The following is a 14395-nucleotide window of genomic DNA, read 5'->3' on the forward strand; positions in this document are numbered from 1 at the left end:
CGCCGTCGAGCGGAACCCGACGGGCAAAGGCCCACCCGGGACGAAGAACGAGGGCGCGCGAGGAACACAAACGCCGGAAAGACACGAAGGCGAGTGCAGACCGTACCCGTCCGCGCACCTCTCGCACCACGGAACCACCAAACCCCCGCCCGTCCCGCACCGTCCCGCCTAGCCTCCCGCGTTGGGACCACCTTCCCAATCCCCGGAGTCTCTCCCGTGAACCCATCGCCTCCCCGGCCGAATCTGCGCCACAAAGCGGTAACCGCCCCGCGGCGCCCGTTGCCGCGCACCCTGCCGACGGCTGCGCTGCTCCTGGTGCCGCTGCTCGTCCTGCTCGGAGGTGACGAGCTCCGGGCAGCCCTCGACTTCACGACCGGCGTGCTGACCCTCGTCTCCCTCACCGCCTCCGTCGCCTGGGGCCTCCTCGCCACCGACCGGCTGCTGCTGAGGCCCCGGCACCGGCTGGTCGCACAAGGAGTGCACCGGATCACCGCAGTCGCCTCGCTCGGCCTTCTGTTGCTGCATGGCACGACCAAGGTCGTCCTCGGGCACGTGTCACTGCCCGCTGTTCTTCTGCCGTTCGCGGGCGAACTCTCCGGAACAGCCGTGCTCGTCGGGTTCGGATCCCTGGCCGGACTCCTGATGATTACGGCGGCCGCCACCGGCGCCCTGCGCAGCGCCTTCGCGACGCCGGGCCGGATACCAGGCCGCTGGCGCGCACTCCACATGCTCGCCTATCCGGCCTGGTGCTCGGCCCTTCTGCACGGACTGTTCGCCGGCCGCCCGGCCGCCGCCTGGGTGGTCACGATGTATGCCCTCTGCCTGACGGCCGTGGCGGCGGCCCTGTCCTTGCGTCTGCTTCCGGCCCGCCTGAAGAAGGGCATCGTCGGCGGCGCCCTGCCCGCGCCCCCGGAAACCACGCTCGTGCCCCGTCAGGGCCGCCCGGCCGACGCCCCGCCCTTCGAGCCCCTGCCCACCCCTGTGCCCCGCTCCTCCACTCCCCGGCATGCGCACACCCCCACAGGAGAACGCCGTTGAAAGCCCGCAACGCGCCCCTGCCCGACGTCCCTACCGTGGTCAGCGTGGGCCTGCCCCACCTCACCAACGGCTTCGACCTGGCCGGCCGCCTCGACCTCGGCACCCACCTCAAGGTGCACGGCCCCCTCGCCCCCGTCACCGGGGAAGACCTCGCCACCCTCGCGGAGGCGGTCTCCCTTCTCGGGAAGGGCGGCGCCGGTTTCCCCTTTGCCCGGAAGTTACGGGCCGTGGCCCAAGCCGCCCGCCGTCGTGGCATGCCCCCTGCCGTCGTCGTCAACGCCGGCGAGGGCGAACCCGCATGCCGCAAGGACACCGTGCTGGTCAACCGCGCACCGCACCTCGTCCTGGACGGCGCCCTCCTCGCTGCCGAGGCCCTCGGCGCCCGCACCCTCATCGTGGCTGTCACCCGCGACTCCACAGAAGCATCCGTCACAGACGCTTTCGCCGAACGCGGGCTGACCGACCGGCGCCTGCGCAACCGCGGAATCCGTGCGCGGATCGTCCGGACCCCCGAACGTATGGTCTCCGGCGAGACTTCGGCGGTGATTCGTGCCGCGAACGGCGGCCCCGCCCTGCCTCCCGGCCGTCGAGAACGCGCCGCCGAGTCCGGTGTGGGCGGCGCTCCCACCCTGTTGTCCAACGCCGAGACGTACGCCCAACTCGCCGTCGCCGCACGGCTGGGGCCACGCCGGTATTCGCGCACCGGCGTCCCGGACGAACCAGGGACCGTCCTGCTGACCCTCTCCGGCGATGTCACCCGACCACTCGTCGCCGAGGTTCCCTCCGGTGTCCCGCTCGGTTACGTCCTCGAACTGGCCGGGGCGCCGCCTGCCCCTCAAGGTGTTCTGACCGGCGGGTACCACGGCAGCTGGATCGACGCCCACGCCGCACACGACGCCGCGGTGTCACGCGCCTCCCTGGCGTCGTTCGGCGGCGCGCTCGGCGCGGGCGCCCTGCTCCCGATCGGCCCGGAGACCTGCCCTCTGGGCGAATCTCTGCGCATCGCGAGCTGGCTGGCCGCTGAGGCCGCAGGCCAGTGCGGCCCCTGCAAACTGGGGCTGCCCGCCGCAGCGGGCGCCCTGTCGGACATACTCAACGGTGGCGGCCAGTCAGCGCTCCAGGCCCTGCGCGAAGTGGCTCAGGCGGCGAGGGGCAGAGGCGCCTGCAAGCACCCCGACGGCTCGGTCCGCTTCCTGATGTCCACCCTGAACGCCTTTACGGACGACCTCGCCGCTCACGTCCTGGGCACCGGCTGCGGGCGGCCCGTGATCGGACTGCTGCCCCTACCCGGCCCGACCGCCCCGGAGGCCGCCCGCCACGGAAGCGGCACCCCCCGGGCCGAGAACCTCGCGGTGGACTGGACCCTGTGTCAGGGGCACGGCCTGTGCGCCGACGTCGTGCCGGAACTGATCCGGCTCGGCCCCGACGGTTACCCGGTACTCGCGGACGCCTCGGTGCCGCTCCATCTGGCGTCCCGCGCACAACGCGCGGTACGTCGCTGCCCCGCTCTGGCTCTGCGTATCGAGCAGCCCCCTGGGCTGTCCCCGGCCACGGCTGCGGGCAAGGCACCGGACCGGCGGCGTAGTTGAGAAGTACGGGCGCACAAAGAAGCGGACCATCCGATCGGATGGTCCGCTTCATGTTTCTGTGGAGCTAAGGAGAATTGAACTCCTGACCTCCTGCATGCCATGCAGGCGCTCTACCAACTGAGCTATAGCCCCGTGCTGTGCACTTGGTGTCGTTCTCCGTGGTTCCCCCCGGCGACATCGCCAACTTTAGACGGTGAATCGCCGCATCACCAAATCCCTTTCCGTGCTTCCGCCGGAGGCTCCGACCACCTCACAACGCCACCCAGTGAGTGACGGTACCGTCACACCACGTGACTGCCATCAGGAACGGGCCGCCCTTTGCCGCCCGCGACCAACGCCCGCCTCGCCCAATGCTCGTGGCGGGTGCGGTCTGCCTTGTTTCCTTCGTTCTGTTCTGGACGGCCCAGCGGATGGCGCAGGTGTCGATGATCGACCTGACCGTCTACCGCGCGGAGGGAGCAACCGTGCTTGCCGGCGGCGACCTCTATGCGATGCGTGTCACCGATGCCCGGCTCCCGACGACGTACCCGCCGTTCGCCGCCTTGTTGTTCACCCCGTTGACCCTGCTGGACACCGGCCCGATGCGCACCCTCGCAACGGCAGGCAACCTCGCCCTCCTGGTCGCCCTGGTGCACTTCTCCCTCAAACTGATCGGTCGGGGCGGCCCGGTGACCACCCTGTGGGTGGCGTCCGCCGCCGTATGGTGCGAACCGGTTTGGACGACGCTGCGGTACGGACAGATCAACCTGGCCGTGGCGGTCGCCGTGCTGTGGGACCTCACCCGCGACGACCGACACCGCTGGGCGGGTGTGGGAATCGGTCTGGCCGCAGCGGTGAAGCTCACGCCGGGACTGTTCGTCGTCCTCCTGCTGCTCGCCGGAGTGGTTTCGGCCCGCCGCGCGGGGACGTACCGCGACAATGCGTGGCTGCGGCGGGCAGCCGTCGCATGCACGGCCTTCCTGACGGCCTCGCTCGCATCGGCGGCTCTTCTGCCTGCTGACTCCCGCGCCTACTGGACCCAGAAAATCTTCGAGTCCGGTCGGGTCGGCAACGCCGAGGACACCGCCAACCAGTCCCTCGGCGGCTTCCTCGCCCGTCTCCTGCACACCGGTGAGCCCGGCCTGTGGTGGGTCGCGACGGCCGTGCTCATCGTCTGTCTCGGGTTGTACGCGGCCGTGACCGACGCTCTACGGGGCGAGCGTGCCCGCTCGGCGTTGCTCTGTGCGGTGACGGCCTTGTTGATCAGCCCGATCTCGTGGTCGCACCACTGGGTGTGGTGCGTACCGCTGGTTCTCTTCCTCGCCGCACAGCCGACGCGTCACGCGGGTCCGCGTGTGTCCGCAGCGTGGGTAACGGGGGCCGTCTTCTTCTCGTACGCCCTGTGGGCCGTGCCGCACGGCAGGCAGGGGCGTCCCGAGCTGCATCAGAACATCGGACAGTTCGCACTGTCGGCGATCTATCCGGCCGTCGGCCTGACTTTTGTTCTGACGCAATTTGTTCTGACGAAGACTTCGCAGGCGCGCTCCGCGCCCGCGGGTCAGGCCCTGGCGAAGGAGTAGAAGCGCTTCAGAGTGCAGTGTTCGTCGAGCAGACGGCCGTAGATGGGCTCGCCCTCCAGCTCGCGGTAGGTCTCGATCGGGTCGCCCTTTATGATCAGCGCCCGCGCGCACTCCTCGCACCAGTACTGGTACTCGGAGTTGACCGGTTCCATGTCGCGGACGATCGGCGTACCGCTGCCGCACCAGTCACATTTCCGCCTGTGTGCGCCCATCGTCCCCTCCCCTTCGGCGGCCGCCCCTCCGGTGCTCGATTCTGTCACGGCTCCGCAAGGGGGACAGCAAAAGATCCCGCCCCCTGACGGGGACGGGATCTTGATTGTGGAGCTAAGGAGAATTGAACTCCTGACCTCCTGCATGCCATGCAGGCGCTCTACCAACTGAGCTATAGCCCCGCGTGTTCTTGGTGCTGTGCGGTTTGTTCCCGCTCTGCGCTGCGAACAAGAAGAACTCTAGCCTGCGACCTGCCGGAAAGTGAAATCCGGGTCGACCGCCGTCCCGGCGTCTCCCGGAAACGGTCCGGGGACGGTTCAGTCGTCGTCCCCGAGCACGGGTTCCGGGAGCGTCCCCGCGTTGTGCTCCATGAGACGCCAGCCGCGGGCGCCCTCACCGAGGACGGACCAGCAGCAGTTGGAAAGGCCGCCCAGGCCTTCCCAGTGGTGCGACTCCAGGCCGAGGAGCCGGCCGATGGTGGTACGGATGGTGCCGCCATGGCTGACGACGACCAGGGTGGCGGCGTCGGCGAGCTTGTCGGCGTGCGCCAGGACGACGGGGGCGGCCCGGTCGGCGACCTCTGTCTCCAGTTCGCCGCCACCACGCCTGACCGCCTCGCCGCGCTTCCACGCGGCGTACTGGTCGCCGTACCGGTCGACGATCTCGTCGTGCGTGAGGCCCTGCCAGGCGCCCGCGTACGTCTCGCGCAGGCCGGCGTCGTGCGTGACTTCGAGCCCGGTCAGAGCTGCCAGTTCAGCTGCCGTGTCCGCGGCCCGCCGGAGGTCGGACGCGACGATCGCGTCCGGCTTCAGCGAAGCGAGCAGGCGGGCGGCCCGGCGTGCCTGGGAGACACCCGTGTCCGTGAGCGCGATGTCGGTGCTGCCCTGGAAGCGGCGTTCCAGGTTCCAGGAGGTCTGGCCGTGCCGCCACAGCACGATGCGGCGGCCCCGGTGCGGGTGCGCCGCACTGCCGCTGCCCGTCTGCTCCGCGGTCGTACTGTTCGTGCTCACGCCGTCCGGCCCCGTGCTGTTCAGAACCGGTCTCCGTTCAGGTCTCCGTCCAGCTCACCCGCGGGGTTCAGCTTGGCGTGCTCCTCGGCCTGGCCGCGGGTCTTCACAGCGTCCTCGGGCAGGGCGATCTCGGGGCAGTCCTTCCACAGGCGCTCCAGCGCGTAGTAGACGCGCTCCTCGCTGTGCTGGACGTGCACCACGATGTCGACGTAGTCGAGGAGGATCCAACGGGCCTCGCGGTCGCCCTCGCGGCGGACCGGCTTGGCGCCGAGCTCCTTGCTGAGCTTCTCCTCGATCTCGTCGACGATCGACTTGACCTGGCGGTCGTTGGGCGCGGAGGCGAGCAGGAAGGCGTCCGTGATGGACAGCACGTCGCTGACGTCGTACGCGATGATGTCGTGCGCGAGCCGGTCGGCGGCCGCCTGTGCGGCGGCGTTGATGAGCTCGATGGAACGGTCAGTGGCGGTCACAAGCAGGCTTTCGTCGGCGGTCGGTGATTACCACAAGGGTCTCACGTACTGCTGACATGCCCCGCCGGAGTTTCCCGGCGGGGCATCGGGCCGCGAGGCGGGCTATCCCCGGGAGGGAACCGTGTAGTCCTGGCCCAGGACTACGGACACCTCTGCGGCGGGTGCGACGGTGCCCTGGGTCACAGAGGTGGCGGGCAGCCCCAGGGTCTTGGCGACCTCCTCGGCCTTCGGCTTCTGCGCGGCGTCGCCGTAGCTCACCCGCGAGGCCGCCGCGGTGGCCGCGTTCCCGCCGTCGGCGAAGGTGTAACCGCCGTTGACCAGGGCGATCCGGGCGGCCTCCGTAGCGGATGGATTCCCGCTGCCGTTGCGTACTCCCACCCGTACGGAAGCGCCCTGCTCCGGGGTGGTGGCGACACCGCCGAGAACGGTCTTGACCACCGTGTCGGCGGCGCTGATCCGCCCGTCGTTTCCGACCGGCAGCAGCACGGTGCGGTAGGCGCCCTTCTTGGCGTGTCCGGCGAGCTTTGCCAGGGAAGCTGCGAGGGACTTCTCCGGCAGCGACGGGTCGAGGATCTGGGCGAGGTTCCGGACGGTGACGACGGCGGTCTGCGGGTCGTCCGAGATCTTCTTCAGAACTCCCTGCACGACCGCTCCGAAACGGGCCAACTGTTTGCTCTCGGGTTCACCGGGCGCGCGGTAGGTGGAGTACGCGACGGCCATGCGGCCGCTGAGGGTCTGCTGCTTTCCCGCGGTCACCACGGGCGCCGCGCCCTTCTTGGTGTCGGGCACGGTGGTGTCGGTGTCGATCTCGATGTTGCCGACCTGCTCGACGAGGTTCTCCAGGTACGGGGTGTCGAGGCGCCAGGTGCCGCCGATCTGGGTGCCGAGCGCGGTACCGAGCGATTCGCGCGTTCCGGTGCCGCCGTCGTCGCTGACGGACTTGGCGAGGGTGGTGGCGACGCCGTTGTCGTCGGCGAGAGTGAGGGTGCTGGGGAGCAGGACGGTGGTGCCTTGCCCGGTGCTGGTGTTGTCGACGAGCAGCACTGTCGACGTCATGCCGGGCTGCTTGGTGTTGTGCAGGTGCAGGGCGATCACGTCACGCTTCTGTGCGCCTGTCGCGACGGGCTTGTCGCTCTTGCCCGACGAGAGACCGGGCAACTTGTCGGCGTACCAGAGGTAGCCGACACCGCCCGCGACAACGAGTGCGAGGACGACGGCGAGCGCGACGACCCTGGAGCGGCCCCTGCGCTTGGCCTCCTCACGGCGCTCGGTACGGCTCTCGGTGAACTTGAGCCAGTCGATGACGTCTTCTGAGTTCTCGTCCGGCTCCTCGACGAAGGAGAACTGTTGCGTCCCGTATTCGGGGGCGTCGGCCCGGCGCTGGCCGGGCACCGTCTCCTGAGGTGTTTGTGCTGCCGGGCGTGGCGGTTCCGTGGGGGCGGGACGGGACGGCTGCCGGGGCTGCTGCGGCTCGTGGGCAGGAGCCTGCTGCGGGATCCACTGTTGTTGCTGGGCGGTGTCGTAGCCATACGCCTCGTGCTGCTGCTGCGGCGGTTGCTGCTGTGTCTGCTGCTGCGGCGGTTGTTGTGCGTACGGGTCGAACTGGGCCGGCTGTTGCGGTTGTTGCGCGTAAGGGTCGTAGCCGTACGCCTGCTGTTGCTGCGCGGGGGCCTGTTGTTGTGCGTACGGGTCGTACTGCTGCTGCGGTTGCTGTGTCTGCTGTTGTGGTTCCTGCTGGTACACCGGCTGTCCGTACGCGTCGTAGCCGATGATTACCGGCTCGGGCGGGGTGTACGGGTTCTGCGCGTGTGGGTCGTACGGGTTCTGGCGGTCGTTCACCGGTGCCCCATTTCCGTGCTGCTCCTGCTGCTCCGTGCCGCTCGCCGTCAGTCCCGGTACAGCTCGCGCTTGTCGATGTAGCGGACCACGCCGTCGGGCACCAGGTACCAGACCGGGTCGCCCCCGCGTACGCGTGCGCGACAGTCCGTCGAGGAGATCGCGAGGGCAGGCACCTCCACGAGGGAGACCCCGCCCTCGGGCAGGCCGTCAGAGGTGAGGTCGTGGCCCGGACGGGTGACACCGATGAAGTGGGCGAGAGCGAAGAGTTCTTCGGCGTCGCGCCAGGTGAGGATCTGGGAGAGGGCGTCGGCACCGGTGATGAAGAAGAGGTCCGCGTCGGCATTGAGCGCGCGCAGGTCCCTCAACGTGTCGATGGTGTAGGTCGGGCCGCCGCGGTCGATGTCGATGCGGCTGACCGAGAACTGCGGGTTGGACGCGGTCGCGATGACCGTCATCAGATAACGGTCCTCGGCGGGGGTGACCACCTTGTGGCTCTTCTGCCAGGGCTGTCCCGTCGGCACGAACACCACCTCGTCGAGGTGGAACAGTGCGACCACCTCACTGGCGGCCACCAGGTGTCCGTGGTGGATCGGGTCGAACGTACCGCCCATGACGCCGATCCTGCGCTTGCCCGTGCCGTCGGCGCTGCTCGTCGCGGCAGTGCCGCGCAGCGCGCCCGTGCTCGTACCGGCCGGACCGGTAGGCATTACCTGCTCTCCCATGCGTGCAGACCCTACTGGCCCGTGTGCCCGGCCCGGTCCCCCGGCCCGGCTCAGCGGTCCCGGTTGAAGCGGGTGGTGATCCAGAGCAGCAGCATGAGCGCGATGAATGCGCCGCCGCCGGTGATGAGGGGGTCGAGGGATTCGTGGTTGCCGCCGTGCTCGGCCTCGCCGGAGGCGAGGGTCACGAGGTGGGCTGCGGTGCTGTGGAGGCTCATCTTCGGCGGACCTATCGGGAGACGGAGGGGAGACTTCGGCATCATCGTATGCGGCGGTCGCGGGCACACTCACGCCGACTCAGGCGTTGAGGCGATGTCGGCTCTCCGGGCAACCGGTCCGGGCGGGGCCGCGTCAGCATCAGGGAGACCCTGGAAGGCCCCCTTTAGGCTGGGGCCGTCCGGGGGACGGGACGTGTCTCGTAGGAGAGCAGGGGGTCTTTCATGACAGACGGCAATCACGAGCAGAGCCGGGGCAACGGGGAGGGCGTCGGCCGGAAGAATCTGCCCGGCCGGCAGCGAAGGCGGTTCCCGGGAATCTCCTCCCGTGCGTACGAACACCCGGCGGACCGGTCCGCCCTGGTGGCACTGCGCAAGCTGAGCGGGTTCGACACGGTCTTCAAGGCGCTGAGCGGACTGCTGCCGGAGCGGAGTCTGCGGCTGCTGTTCCTGTCCGACTCGGTGCGGGTGAGTGACGAACAGTTCGCGCACCTCAATTCCATGCTGCGGGACGCCTGTTACATCCTGGACCTGGAGAAGGTTCCGGCGATGTACGTCACGCAGGATCCGAAGCCCAACGCGATGTGTATCGGCCTTGACGAGCCGATCATCGTCGTGACGACAGGTCTTGTGGAGCTCCTCGACGAGGAGGAGATGCGGGCGGTCGTCGGGCACGAGGTCGGGCACGCGCTGTCCGGGCACTCGGTGTACCGGACGGTTCTGCTGTTCCTGACGAGTCTCGCGCTGAAGGTGGCGTGGATCCCGCTGGGCAACATCGCGATCATGGCGATCATCACGGCGCTGCGCGAGTGGTTCCGCAAGTCGGAGCTGTCGGCGGACCGGGCGGGGCTGCTGGTGGGCCAGGACCTCCAGGCGTCGATGCGGGGGCTGATGAAAATTGCGGGCGGCAATCACCTGCACGAGATGAACGTGGACGCGTTCCTGAAGCAGGCGCAGGAGTACGAGGAGGGCGGGGACCTGCGCGACTCCGTTCTTAAGATCATGAATGTGCTGCCGCGTTCGCACCCGTTCACCACTGTGCGGGCGGCGGAGCTGAAGAAGTGGTCCGAGAGCCGCGACCACCAGCGAATCATGGACGGCCACTACCCGCGGCGGGACGAGGACAGGAACACATCGGTGACGGACTCCTTCAAGGAGTCCGCGACGCACTACGCGGACACCGTCCGCACCAGCAAGGACCCGCTGATGAAGCTGGTCGGCGACCTCGCGGGCGGTGCGGGCGACCTGGGCGGCAGGCTGAGAGGGAAGTTCGGCGGAGGCAACGGCTCCGGTTCCTCCGGGTCCGGTTCGTCGGGGTCCGGCGCGACCGGGCCCGCAGACGGGGCCTGAGACAACGCCTGCGAGAGCGTCCACGACGGCACCCGGGGGGTGGTCGGGACCGAGGCCGGAAAAGGCTGTTGCGGTACGGGAACGGGGCGCGGGCCCCGCTCCCGTACCGAGGGGGCGCCCCACTCCCAGGAGTCCGGTCCTCCCCCGCTCAGCGTGACCGCGGCGTCGGCATGGCCTCCGGTGCCAGGGTGCCGCAGGCCGGTCCCGCCGGCGTACCTGTGGCGTACGGGTCGGTGCCCGTGGGAACCTCGGCAGGAGACTTCGCTCCGGGGCCCGTCGCCGGCGCCCGCTCTCCCGCCAGCAGGGGCTGCCAGGACCGCGTCTGCGGGGCGGCGGAGCACGCCTGCGGACCTGCCGCGGTGTACGAGGTGAGCAGTTCCGCCCGGTGGCGTCGCAGGTCTTCCGCGTCGTAACGGAAGTGCAGTTCGCGGCGGACGGTGAACAGTGACGCGGCGTCGGCCTGTTCGGCGCCGCTGCCGGGGCGGGCGGCGGGGCGCAGCGGGTAGACGAAGGTGTGGTCGGTGGTTACGTCAAGGATGTCGGGGCCGGTCTCGACGGCCCGCAGCGTGCCGTTCACCCGCGCCGCCCCTGCGAGAGCGACCTTGTCCGGGTCGAAGCGGACCATCCAGCCACCGGCCGCAGTGCCGGTTCCTGACCGGCTGCCGCGGGCGTCGTCCTGTCCACGGCCGGAGGTGCTGCCGGATCCAGAACCGGTGCCGACACCCGACTCCGTGTCGCTGCCGGACTCGGTGTCGGTCCCCGAGTCGGTGTCGAGCCCGGAAGCGGTGTCGCTGCCGGAATCAGTGCCCGGTCCGCCGTTCTGATCGGTGGCGAAGCTCGCGTCGAACTGTTCCTGTTGGTCCGGGTCGAGGAGCAGTCGTACGGGGCGGATCGCCCCGCCCGTCAGGACTTCCGGGTCGACGGACGACTGGACCAGGTAGTCCTTGGCGATGGTCAGGGCGGCCATGACCTGACTCTCTGAGAAGTGCGGCGTGCTCCGGGGAACCGGTAACTGGATGCCCTCGGCGCCGGTGCGGAACTGTGCGGCCGGGCTGTGCAGAAAGAGGTCCGCGGGCCTGCCCCCGGGAACCTGCGCCTTGGGTGTCAGCGGCACGACGGTCGCGCGTAGTGCCTCGGCGTGGCGTTCCAGGGCCGGTGACACGGGAGTGCGTATGCCCATGTAGATCGCCGTACTGAAAGCCAGTACCACGAGCAGCATCATCAGGAACACCTGTTTGCGACCGTTGCCTGCCGTCGGGGGTGGCGCGGCCGTCGGGGCGAGGGTGCGGACCGCGGGTGCGTGGTAGCCGGCCCGCTCCGAGGCGGAGAATTCCTGGAGTTGGGCGGCGCGGACAAACGATTCGTCGAATACGACGGATCGGTAGTCGTCGTCACCACTGTTGGGGAGGCCCTCGGGCGGGGTGCCCTCGGGCGGGTCCGATCGACCTGCCATCGCTTCTCCCTGAGCACTGGGCCCTGCGGTGGGGAGAGAGTCTCCCTTTCAGGGTAGGTCGCGGGAAGCGAAGGTAAACGCCCCGGAACAGCAGAACTTCGGGAGAACTTCCAACTGTTTCGGATGTGTTGAAGGTTTCGGCGAGAGATTCGGCCATTCCCGAATTTTCGGCCGGGGCATTCAGGGGGTGCGTGGCTGGGCGGAGGCTGCCGGGGCCCGGTATTCCGCCGATACGGACGGCACGCCTCCGGTCGTGCCCGTTGTGGCAGCGGACCCGGGGGTGGGGTTGTCGACCTCGGTGGACGCCGGCGCCGGTGCCTGTCCGTCACGGCTGTCGGACGCGCCCCGGTAGACGGCGGAATAGGCGAAGGCGATGATGCCGATGCCCATCAGCAGGGCGAGCAGCCACGCGACGGGGCGGTGCCAGCGCGCGGAGTTGCGGTACGGGCGCATGGCGCCGCCGTGCCTGCCATAGGGCCCGTACGGCCCCACGAAGACTCCGTCCGCGCAGGTGTCGCGTCCCTCGCCGTCACTGTGGCCGCCGAGGCCGTAGGGCGCGTACGGGTCGCGGGGGTCGAGCGGGTCGTAGGGTTCGTCGTCGGGGCGCCGGCGGGCCCTGGCGCGGGCGGCGGCGTCGGCGTCCGCGCGCGCCTCAGCGGCGGCCAACAGTCGCTCCACCGCGCTCGGTTCATGAATGTCCGCGGCTTTGACGAAGGCCTCGTCGAAAACCACGGCGGCGAAGTCCTCGTCCGCGCCCCCGCGGTCGTCGTCGGGCTCCCAGCCATCCGGGAACGGCTTGCCCTCCACGTCGTCCGGCACCCGTTCAGCGTAGACCCGGTTGGTTGTTTTGGGCAGGGAACGGGCGACGCGGAGGGGCCGGCGGGAGGCGGGTCAGCGGATGTGGCCGTCGCCCGTCACGATGTATTTCGTGGAGGTCAGTTCGGGCAGCCCCATGGGTCCGCGCGCGTGCAGCTTCTGGGTGGAGATCCCGATTTCGGCGCCGAAGCCGAACTGTCCGCCGTCGGTGAACCGGGTCGAGGCGTTCACAGTGACGGTTGTGGAGTCGACGAGTTGTGTGAAGCGGCGGGCGGCGGCCTGCGAGGTGGTGACGATGGCCTCGGTGTGGCCGGAGGACCAGCGGCGGATGTGCGTGACGGCGTCGTCGAGGGATTCGACGACCGCTGCGGCGATGTCGTAGGAGAGGTATTCGTTCTCCCAGTCCTCCTCGACGGCCGGTACGACGGTGGCCTTCGAACCTTCGGCGAAAGTCAGAACACTTTCATCGGCGTGGACAGTGACTCCCGCCGCTGCCAGGGCGTCCAGCGCCGCCGGCAGGAAACTGTCCGCGATGTCTTTGTGGACAAGGAGCGTTTCGGCGGCGTTGCAGACACTGACGCGGTGCGTCTTGGAGTTGACCAGGATGTCGACGGCCATGTCGATGTCGGCGGTGGCGTCCACGTACACATGGCAGTTGCCGGTGCCGGTCTCGATCACGGGGACGGTGGACTCCTCGACGACCGTGCGGATAAGGGAGGCGCCGCCGCGCGGGATGAGGACGTCGACGAGTCCGCGGGCGCGCATCAGTTCGCGTACCGAGTCGCGGGATTCGCCGGGGACGAGCTGGACGGCGTCGGCGGGCAGCCCCGCTCCTTCGACGGCGTCACGGACCACACGTACAAGGGCGGTGTTGGAGGCGTACGCGGAGGACGAGCCGCGCAGCAGTACGGCGTTGCCCGACTTGAGGCAGAGGGCGGCGGCGTCGACGGTGACGTTGGGACGTGCCTCGTAGATGATGCCGACGACGCCGAGCGGCACCCGTACCTGTCGCAGGTCGATGCCGTTCGGCAGGGTCGAGCCGCGTACCACCTCGCCTACCGGGTCGGGCAGTGCCGCCACGTCCCGTACGTCGGAGGCGATGGCTCGTACCCGCGCGGGGGTGAGGGTGAGCCTGTCGACAACCGATTCCGCGGTGCCCGCCTCCCGCGCGCGTGCGACGTCCTCGGCGTTGGCGGCGACGACCTCGTCCGTACGGGTGAGGAGTGCGTCGGCGACCGCGAGGAGGGCCGCGTCCTTCGCGGCTCGCGGCAGCGGGGCGAGCGCGGCGGCGGCCTCCCGAGCCCGGGAGGCGGCGGCGAGGACCGGTGAACGGTCGGCGGTGGCGTCGGCGGGAGCGGTGTGCGAGGTCATGCCCGCAGCGTAATCCGGTGCCCTCGGTACCCGGTGGCCGTCCCGGACTCCGAGACGGCCACCGGACACCTGCCGGGCAGGCCGGACCGCCGCCCGCGCAGCCCCGGTGCCCGGTGCCGGTCCCAGTACGGGCGGGTACGCCGCTGCGGGCGCGGGTCTCAGTACGAGTGCGCCCGCTGCGGGTGCCGGCCTCAGTACGGGTGCACGCCGACAGGGGCGGCGGGGGGTGGTCCGTACCCCTCGGCCACCCGCTGGTGGTAGGTGTCGCGGTCGATGACTTCGAGGCCGACGATCTCCCAGGGCGGCAGTTTCGCCGTCGAGCGGTGTTCGCCCCACAGGCGCAGAGCGACGGCGGCGGCGTCGTGCAGGTCGCGGGCCTCTTCCCAGTAGCGGATCTCCGCGTGGTCGCCGGCGTAGCGGCTGGTCAGCAGGAAGGGGTGGTCGTGGGCGAGCTGTTCGAGGCCGCGGCGCACCTCGGTGAGAGGCGTGTCCGTGCCGGAGACGCTGAGAGTGATGTACCAGAGGCGGGACCGCTCGGTGTCCTGTCCTCGCTTGCTGGGGCCGGGTTCCCTGCTCCCTGTGGCGTCGGGGCCTTCCCGTCCTTCGTCGCCGTCGTCGAAGTCCGCGCCTGCCCCGACGCTCGTCAAGGCTCGCTCGGCTGTCCCTCGGGGCGGCGCCCCCGGGCGCGCTCGTCTCACCGGCGGCCTCCTGATGCGTATGTGTGCTGTATCCCCGCAACAAAGTTGACCAGTCCGG

The 14395-nt window shown here is 69.8% G+C and carries 14 protein-coding genes and 2 tRNA genes; 4 read left to right on the forward strand and 12 right to left on the reverse strand.

Annotated elements, in window-relative coordinates; all coding sequences use genetic code 11:
• Positions 1 to 216: 216 nt before the first annotated feature.
• Together ACIQM4_RS16815 and ACIQM4_RS16820 are read left to right on the forward strand one after the other, a co-directional pair.
• On the forward strand, positions 217 to 1038 hold the full coding sequence (locus tag ACIQM4_RS16815) for a hypothetical protein (protein ID WP_401591883.1): 822 nt from the start codon (positions 217 to 219) through the stop codon (positions 1036 to 1038).
• Positions 1039 to 1082: 44 nt separating this feature from the next.
• On the forward strand, positions 1083 to 2627 hold the full coding sequence (locus ACIQM4_RS16820) for an NADH-ubiquinone oxidoreductase-F iron-sulfur binding region domain-containing protein (protein WP_401591885.1): 1545 nt from the start codon (positions 1083 to 1085) through the stop codon (positions 2625 to 2627).
• A 59-nt stretch (positions 2628 to 2686) separates the two neighbouring features.
• Here ACIQM4_RS16820 and ACIQM4_RS16825 read toward each other — a convergent pair.
• A tRNA-Ala gene (locus tag ACIQM4_RS16825) sits at positions 2687 to 2759 on the reverse strand.
• Positions 2760 to 2917: 158 nt separating this feature from the next.
• Between ACIQM4_RS16825 and ACIQM4_RS16830 the strand changes: the two genes are divergently transcribed.
• Positions 2918 to 4186 (forward strand): glycosyltransferase 87 family protein, encoded by a 1269-nt coding sequence (locus ACIQM4_RS16830; RefSeq protein WP_401591887.1) that lies wholly within the window; start codon positions 2918 to 2920, stop codon positions 4184 to 4186.
• On the opposite strand, the gene ACIQM4_RS16835 is transcribed toward ACIQM4_RS16830, so the two are convergent.
• From ACIQM4_RS16835 to ACIQM4_RS16865, 7 genes are all read right to left on the reverse strand, one after another.
• Positions 4165 to 4398 carry a hypothetical protein gene (locus ACIQM4_RS16835; protein WP_185026367.1) on the reverse strand — a complete coding sequence of 78 codons (234 nt, stop codon included), beginning with the start codon at positions 4396 to 4398 and terminating at the stop codon, positions 4165 to 4167. The genes ACIQM4_RS16830 and ACIQM4_RS16835 overlap by 22 nt on opposite strands.
• Positions 4399 to 4505: 107 nt before the next feature.
• Positions 4506 to 4578: transfer RNA gene (locus tag ACIQM4_RS16840), tRNA-Ala, on the reverse strand.
• Positions 4579 to 4713: 135 nt separating this feature from the next.
• Positions 4714 to 5406: a histidine phosphatase family protein gene (locus ACIQM4_RS16845; RefSeq protein WP_401591889.1), complete on the reverse strand. Its 693-nt coding sequence runs from the start codon at positions 5404 to 5406 to the stop codon at positions 4714 to 4716.
• Positions 5407 to 5426: 20 nt separating this feature from the next.
• Complete coding sequence (gene rsfS, locus ACIQM4_RS16850; RefSeq protein ID WP_401591891.1) at positions 5427 to 5876, reverse strand: ribosome silencing factor; 450 nt, start codon at positions 5874 to 5876, stop codon at positions 5427 to 5429.
• 102 nt (positions 5877 to 5978) lie between these two features.
• Complete coding sequence (locus tag ACIQM4_RS16855; protein ID WP_401591893.1) at positions 5979 to 7715, reverse strand: LCP family protein; 1737 nt, start codon at positions 7713 to 7715, stop codon at positions 5979 to 5981.
• 47 nt (positions 7716 to 7762) lie between these two features.
• A complete protein-coding gene (nadD, locus tag ACIQM4_RS16860) occupies positions 7763 to 8437 on the reverse strand; it encodes a nicotinate-nucleotide adenylyltransferase (protein ID WP_401591895.1) in 675 nt (224 codons plus the stop codon).
• 50 nt (positions 8438 to 8487) lie between these two features.
• Complete coding sequence (locus ACIQM4_RS16865; RefSeq protein WP_401591897.1) at positions 8488 to 8652, reverse strand: hypothetical protein; 165 nt, start codon at positions 8650 to 8652, stop codon at positions 8488 to 8490.
• Positions 8653 to 8874: 222 nt separating this feature from the next.
• Between ACIQM4_RS16865 and ACIQM4_RS16870 the strand changes: the two genes are divergently transcribed.
• Positions 8875 to 9999, forward strand: a complete 1125-nt coding sequence (locus ACIQM4_RS16870; RefSeq protein WP_401591898.1) for a M48 family metallopeptidase — start codon at positions 8875 to 8877, stop codon at positions 9997 to 9999.
• 148 nt (positions 10000 to 10147) lie between these two features.
• Here the strand turns inward: ACIQM4_RS16870 and ACIQM4_RS16875 are convergent, their stop codons facing one another.
• The 4 genes from ACIQM4_RS16875 to ACIQM4_RS16890 all read right to left on the reverse strand — a co-directional run bounded on the left by ACIQM4_RS16875 (position 10148) and on the right by ACIQM4_RS16890 (position 14337).
• Positions 10148 to 11452: a hypothetical protein gene (locus ACIQM4_RS16875; RefSeq protein ID WP_401591900.1), complete on the reverse strand. Its 1305-nt coding sequence runs from the start codon at positions 11450 to 11452 to the stop codon at positions 10148 to 10150.
• A 180-nt stretch (positions 11453 to 11632) separates the two neighbouring features.
• Complete coding sequence (locus ACIQM4_RS16880; protein WP_401591902.1) at positions 11633 to 12271, reverse strand: hypothetical protein; 639 nt, start codon at positions 12269 to 12271, stop codon at positions 11633 to 11635.
• Between the two features lie 72 nt (positions 12272 to 12343).
• A complete protein-coding gene (locus ACIQM4_RS16885) occupies positions 12344 to 13639 on the reverse strand; it encodes a glutamate-5-semialdehyde dehydrogenase (protein WP_401591904.1) in 1296 nt (431 codons plus the stop codon).
• A gap of 191 nt (positions 13640 to 13830) precedes the next feature.
• Entirely contained in the window at positions 13831 to 14337 is a 507-nt protein-coding gene (locus ACIQM4_RS16890; RefSeq protein WP_401591906.1) for a hypothetical protein, read from the reverse strand.
• Positions 14338 to 14395 lie beyond the last annotated feature (58 nt).

Source organism: Streptomyces sp. NPDC091272, from assembly GCF_044757485.1.
Lineage (GTDB): Bacteria > Actinomycetota > Actinomycetes > Streptomycetales > Streptomycetaceae > Streptomyces.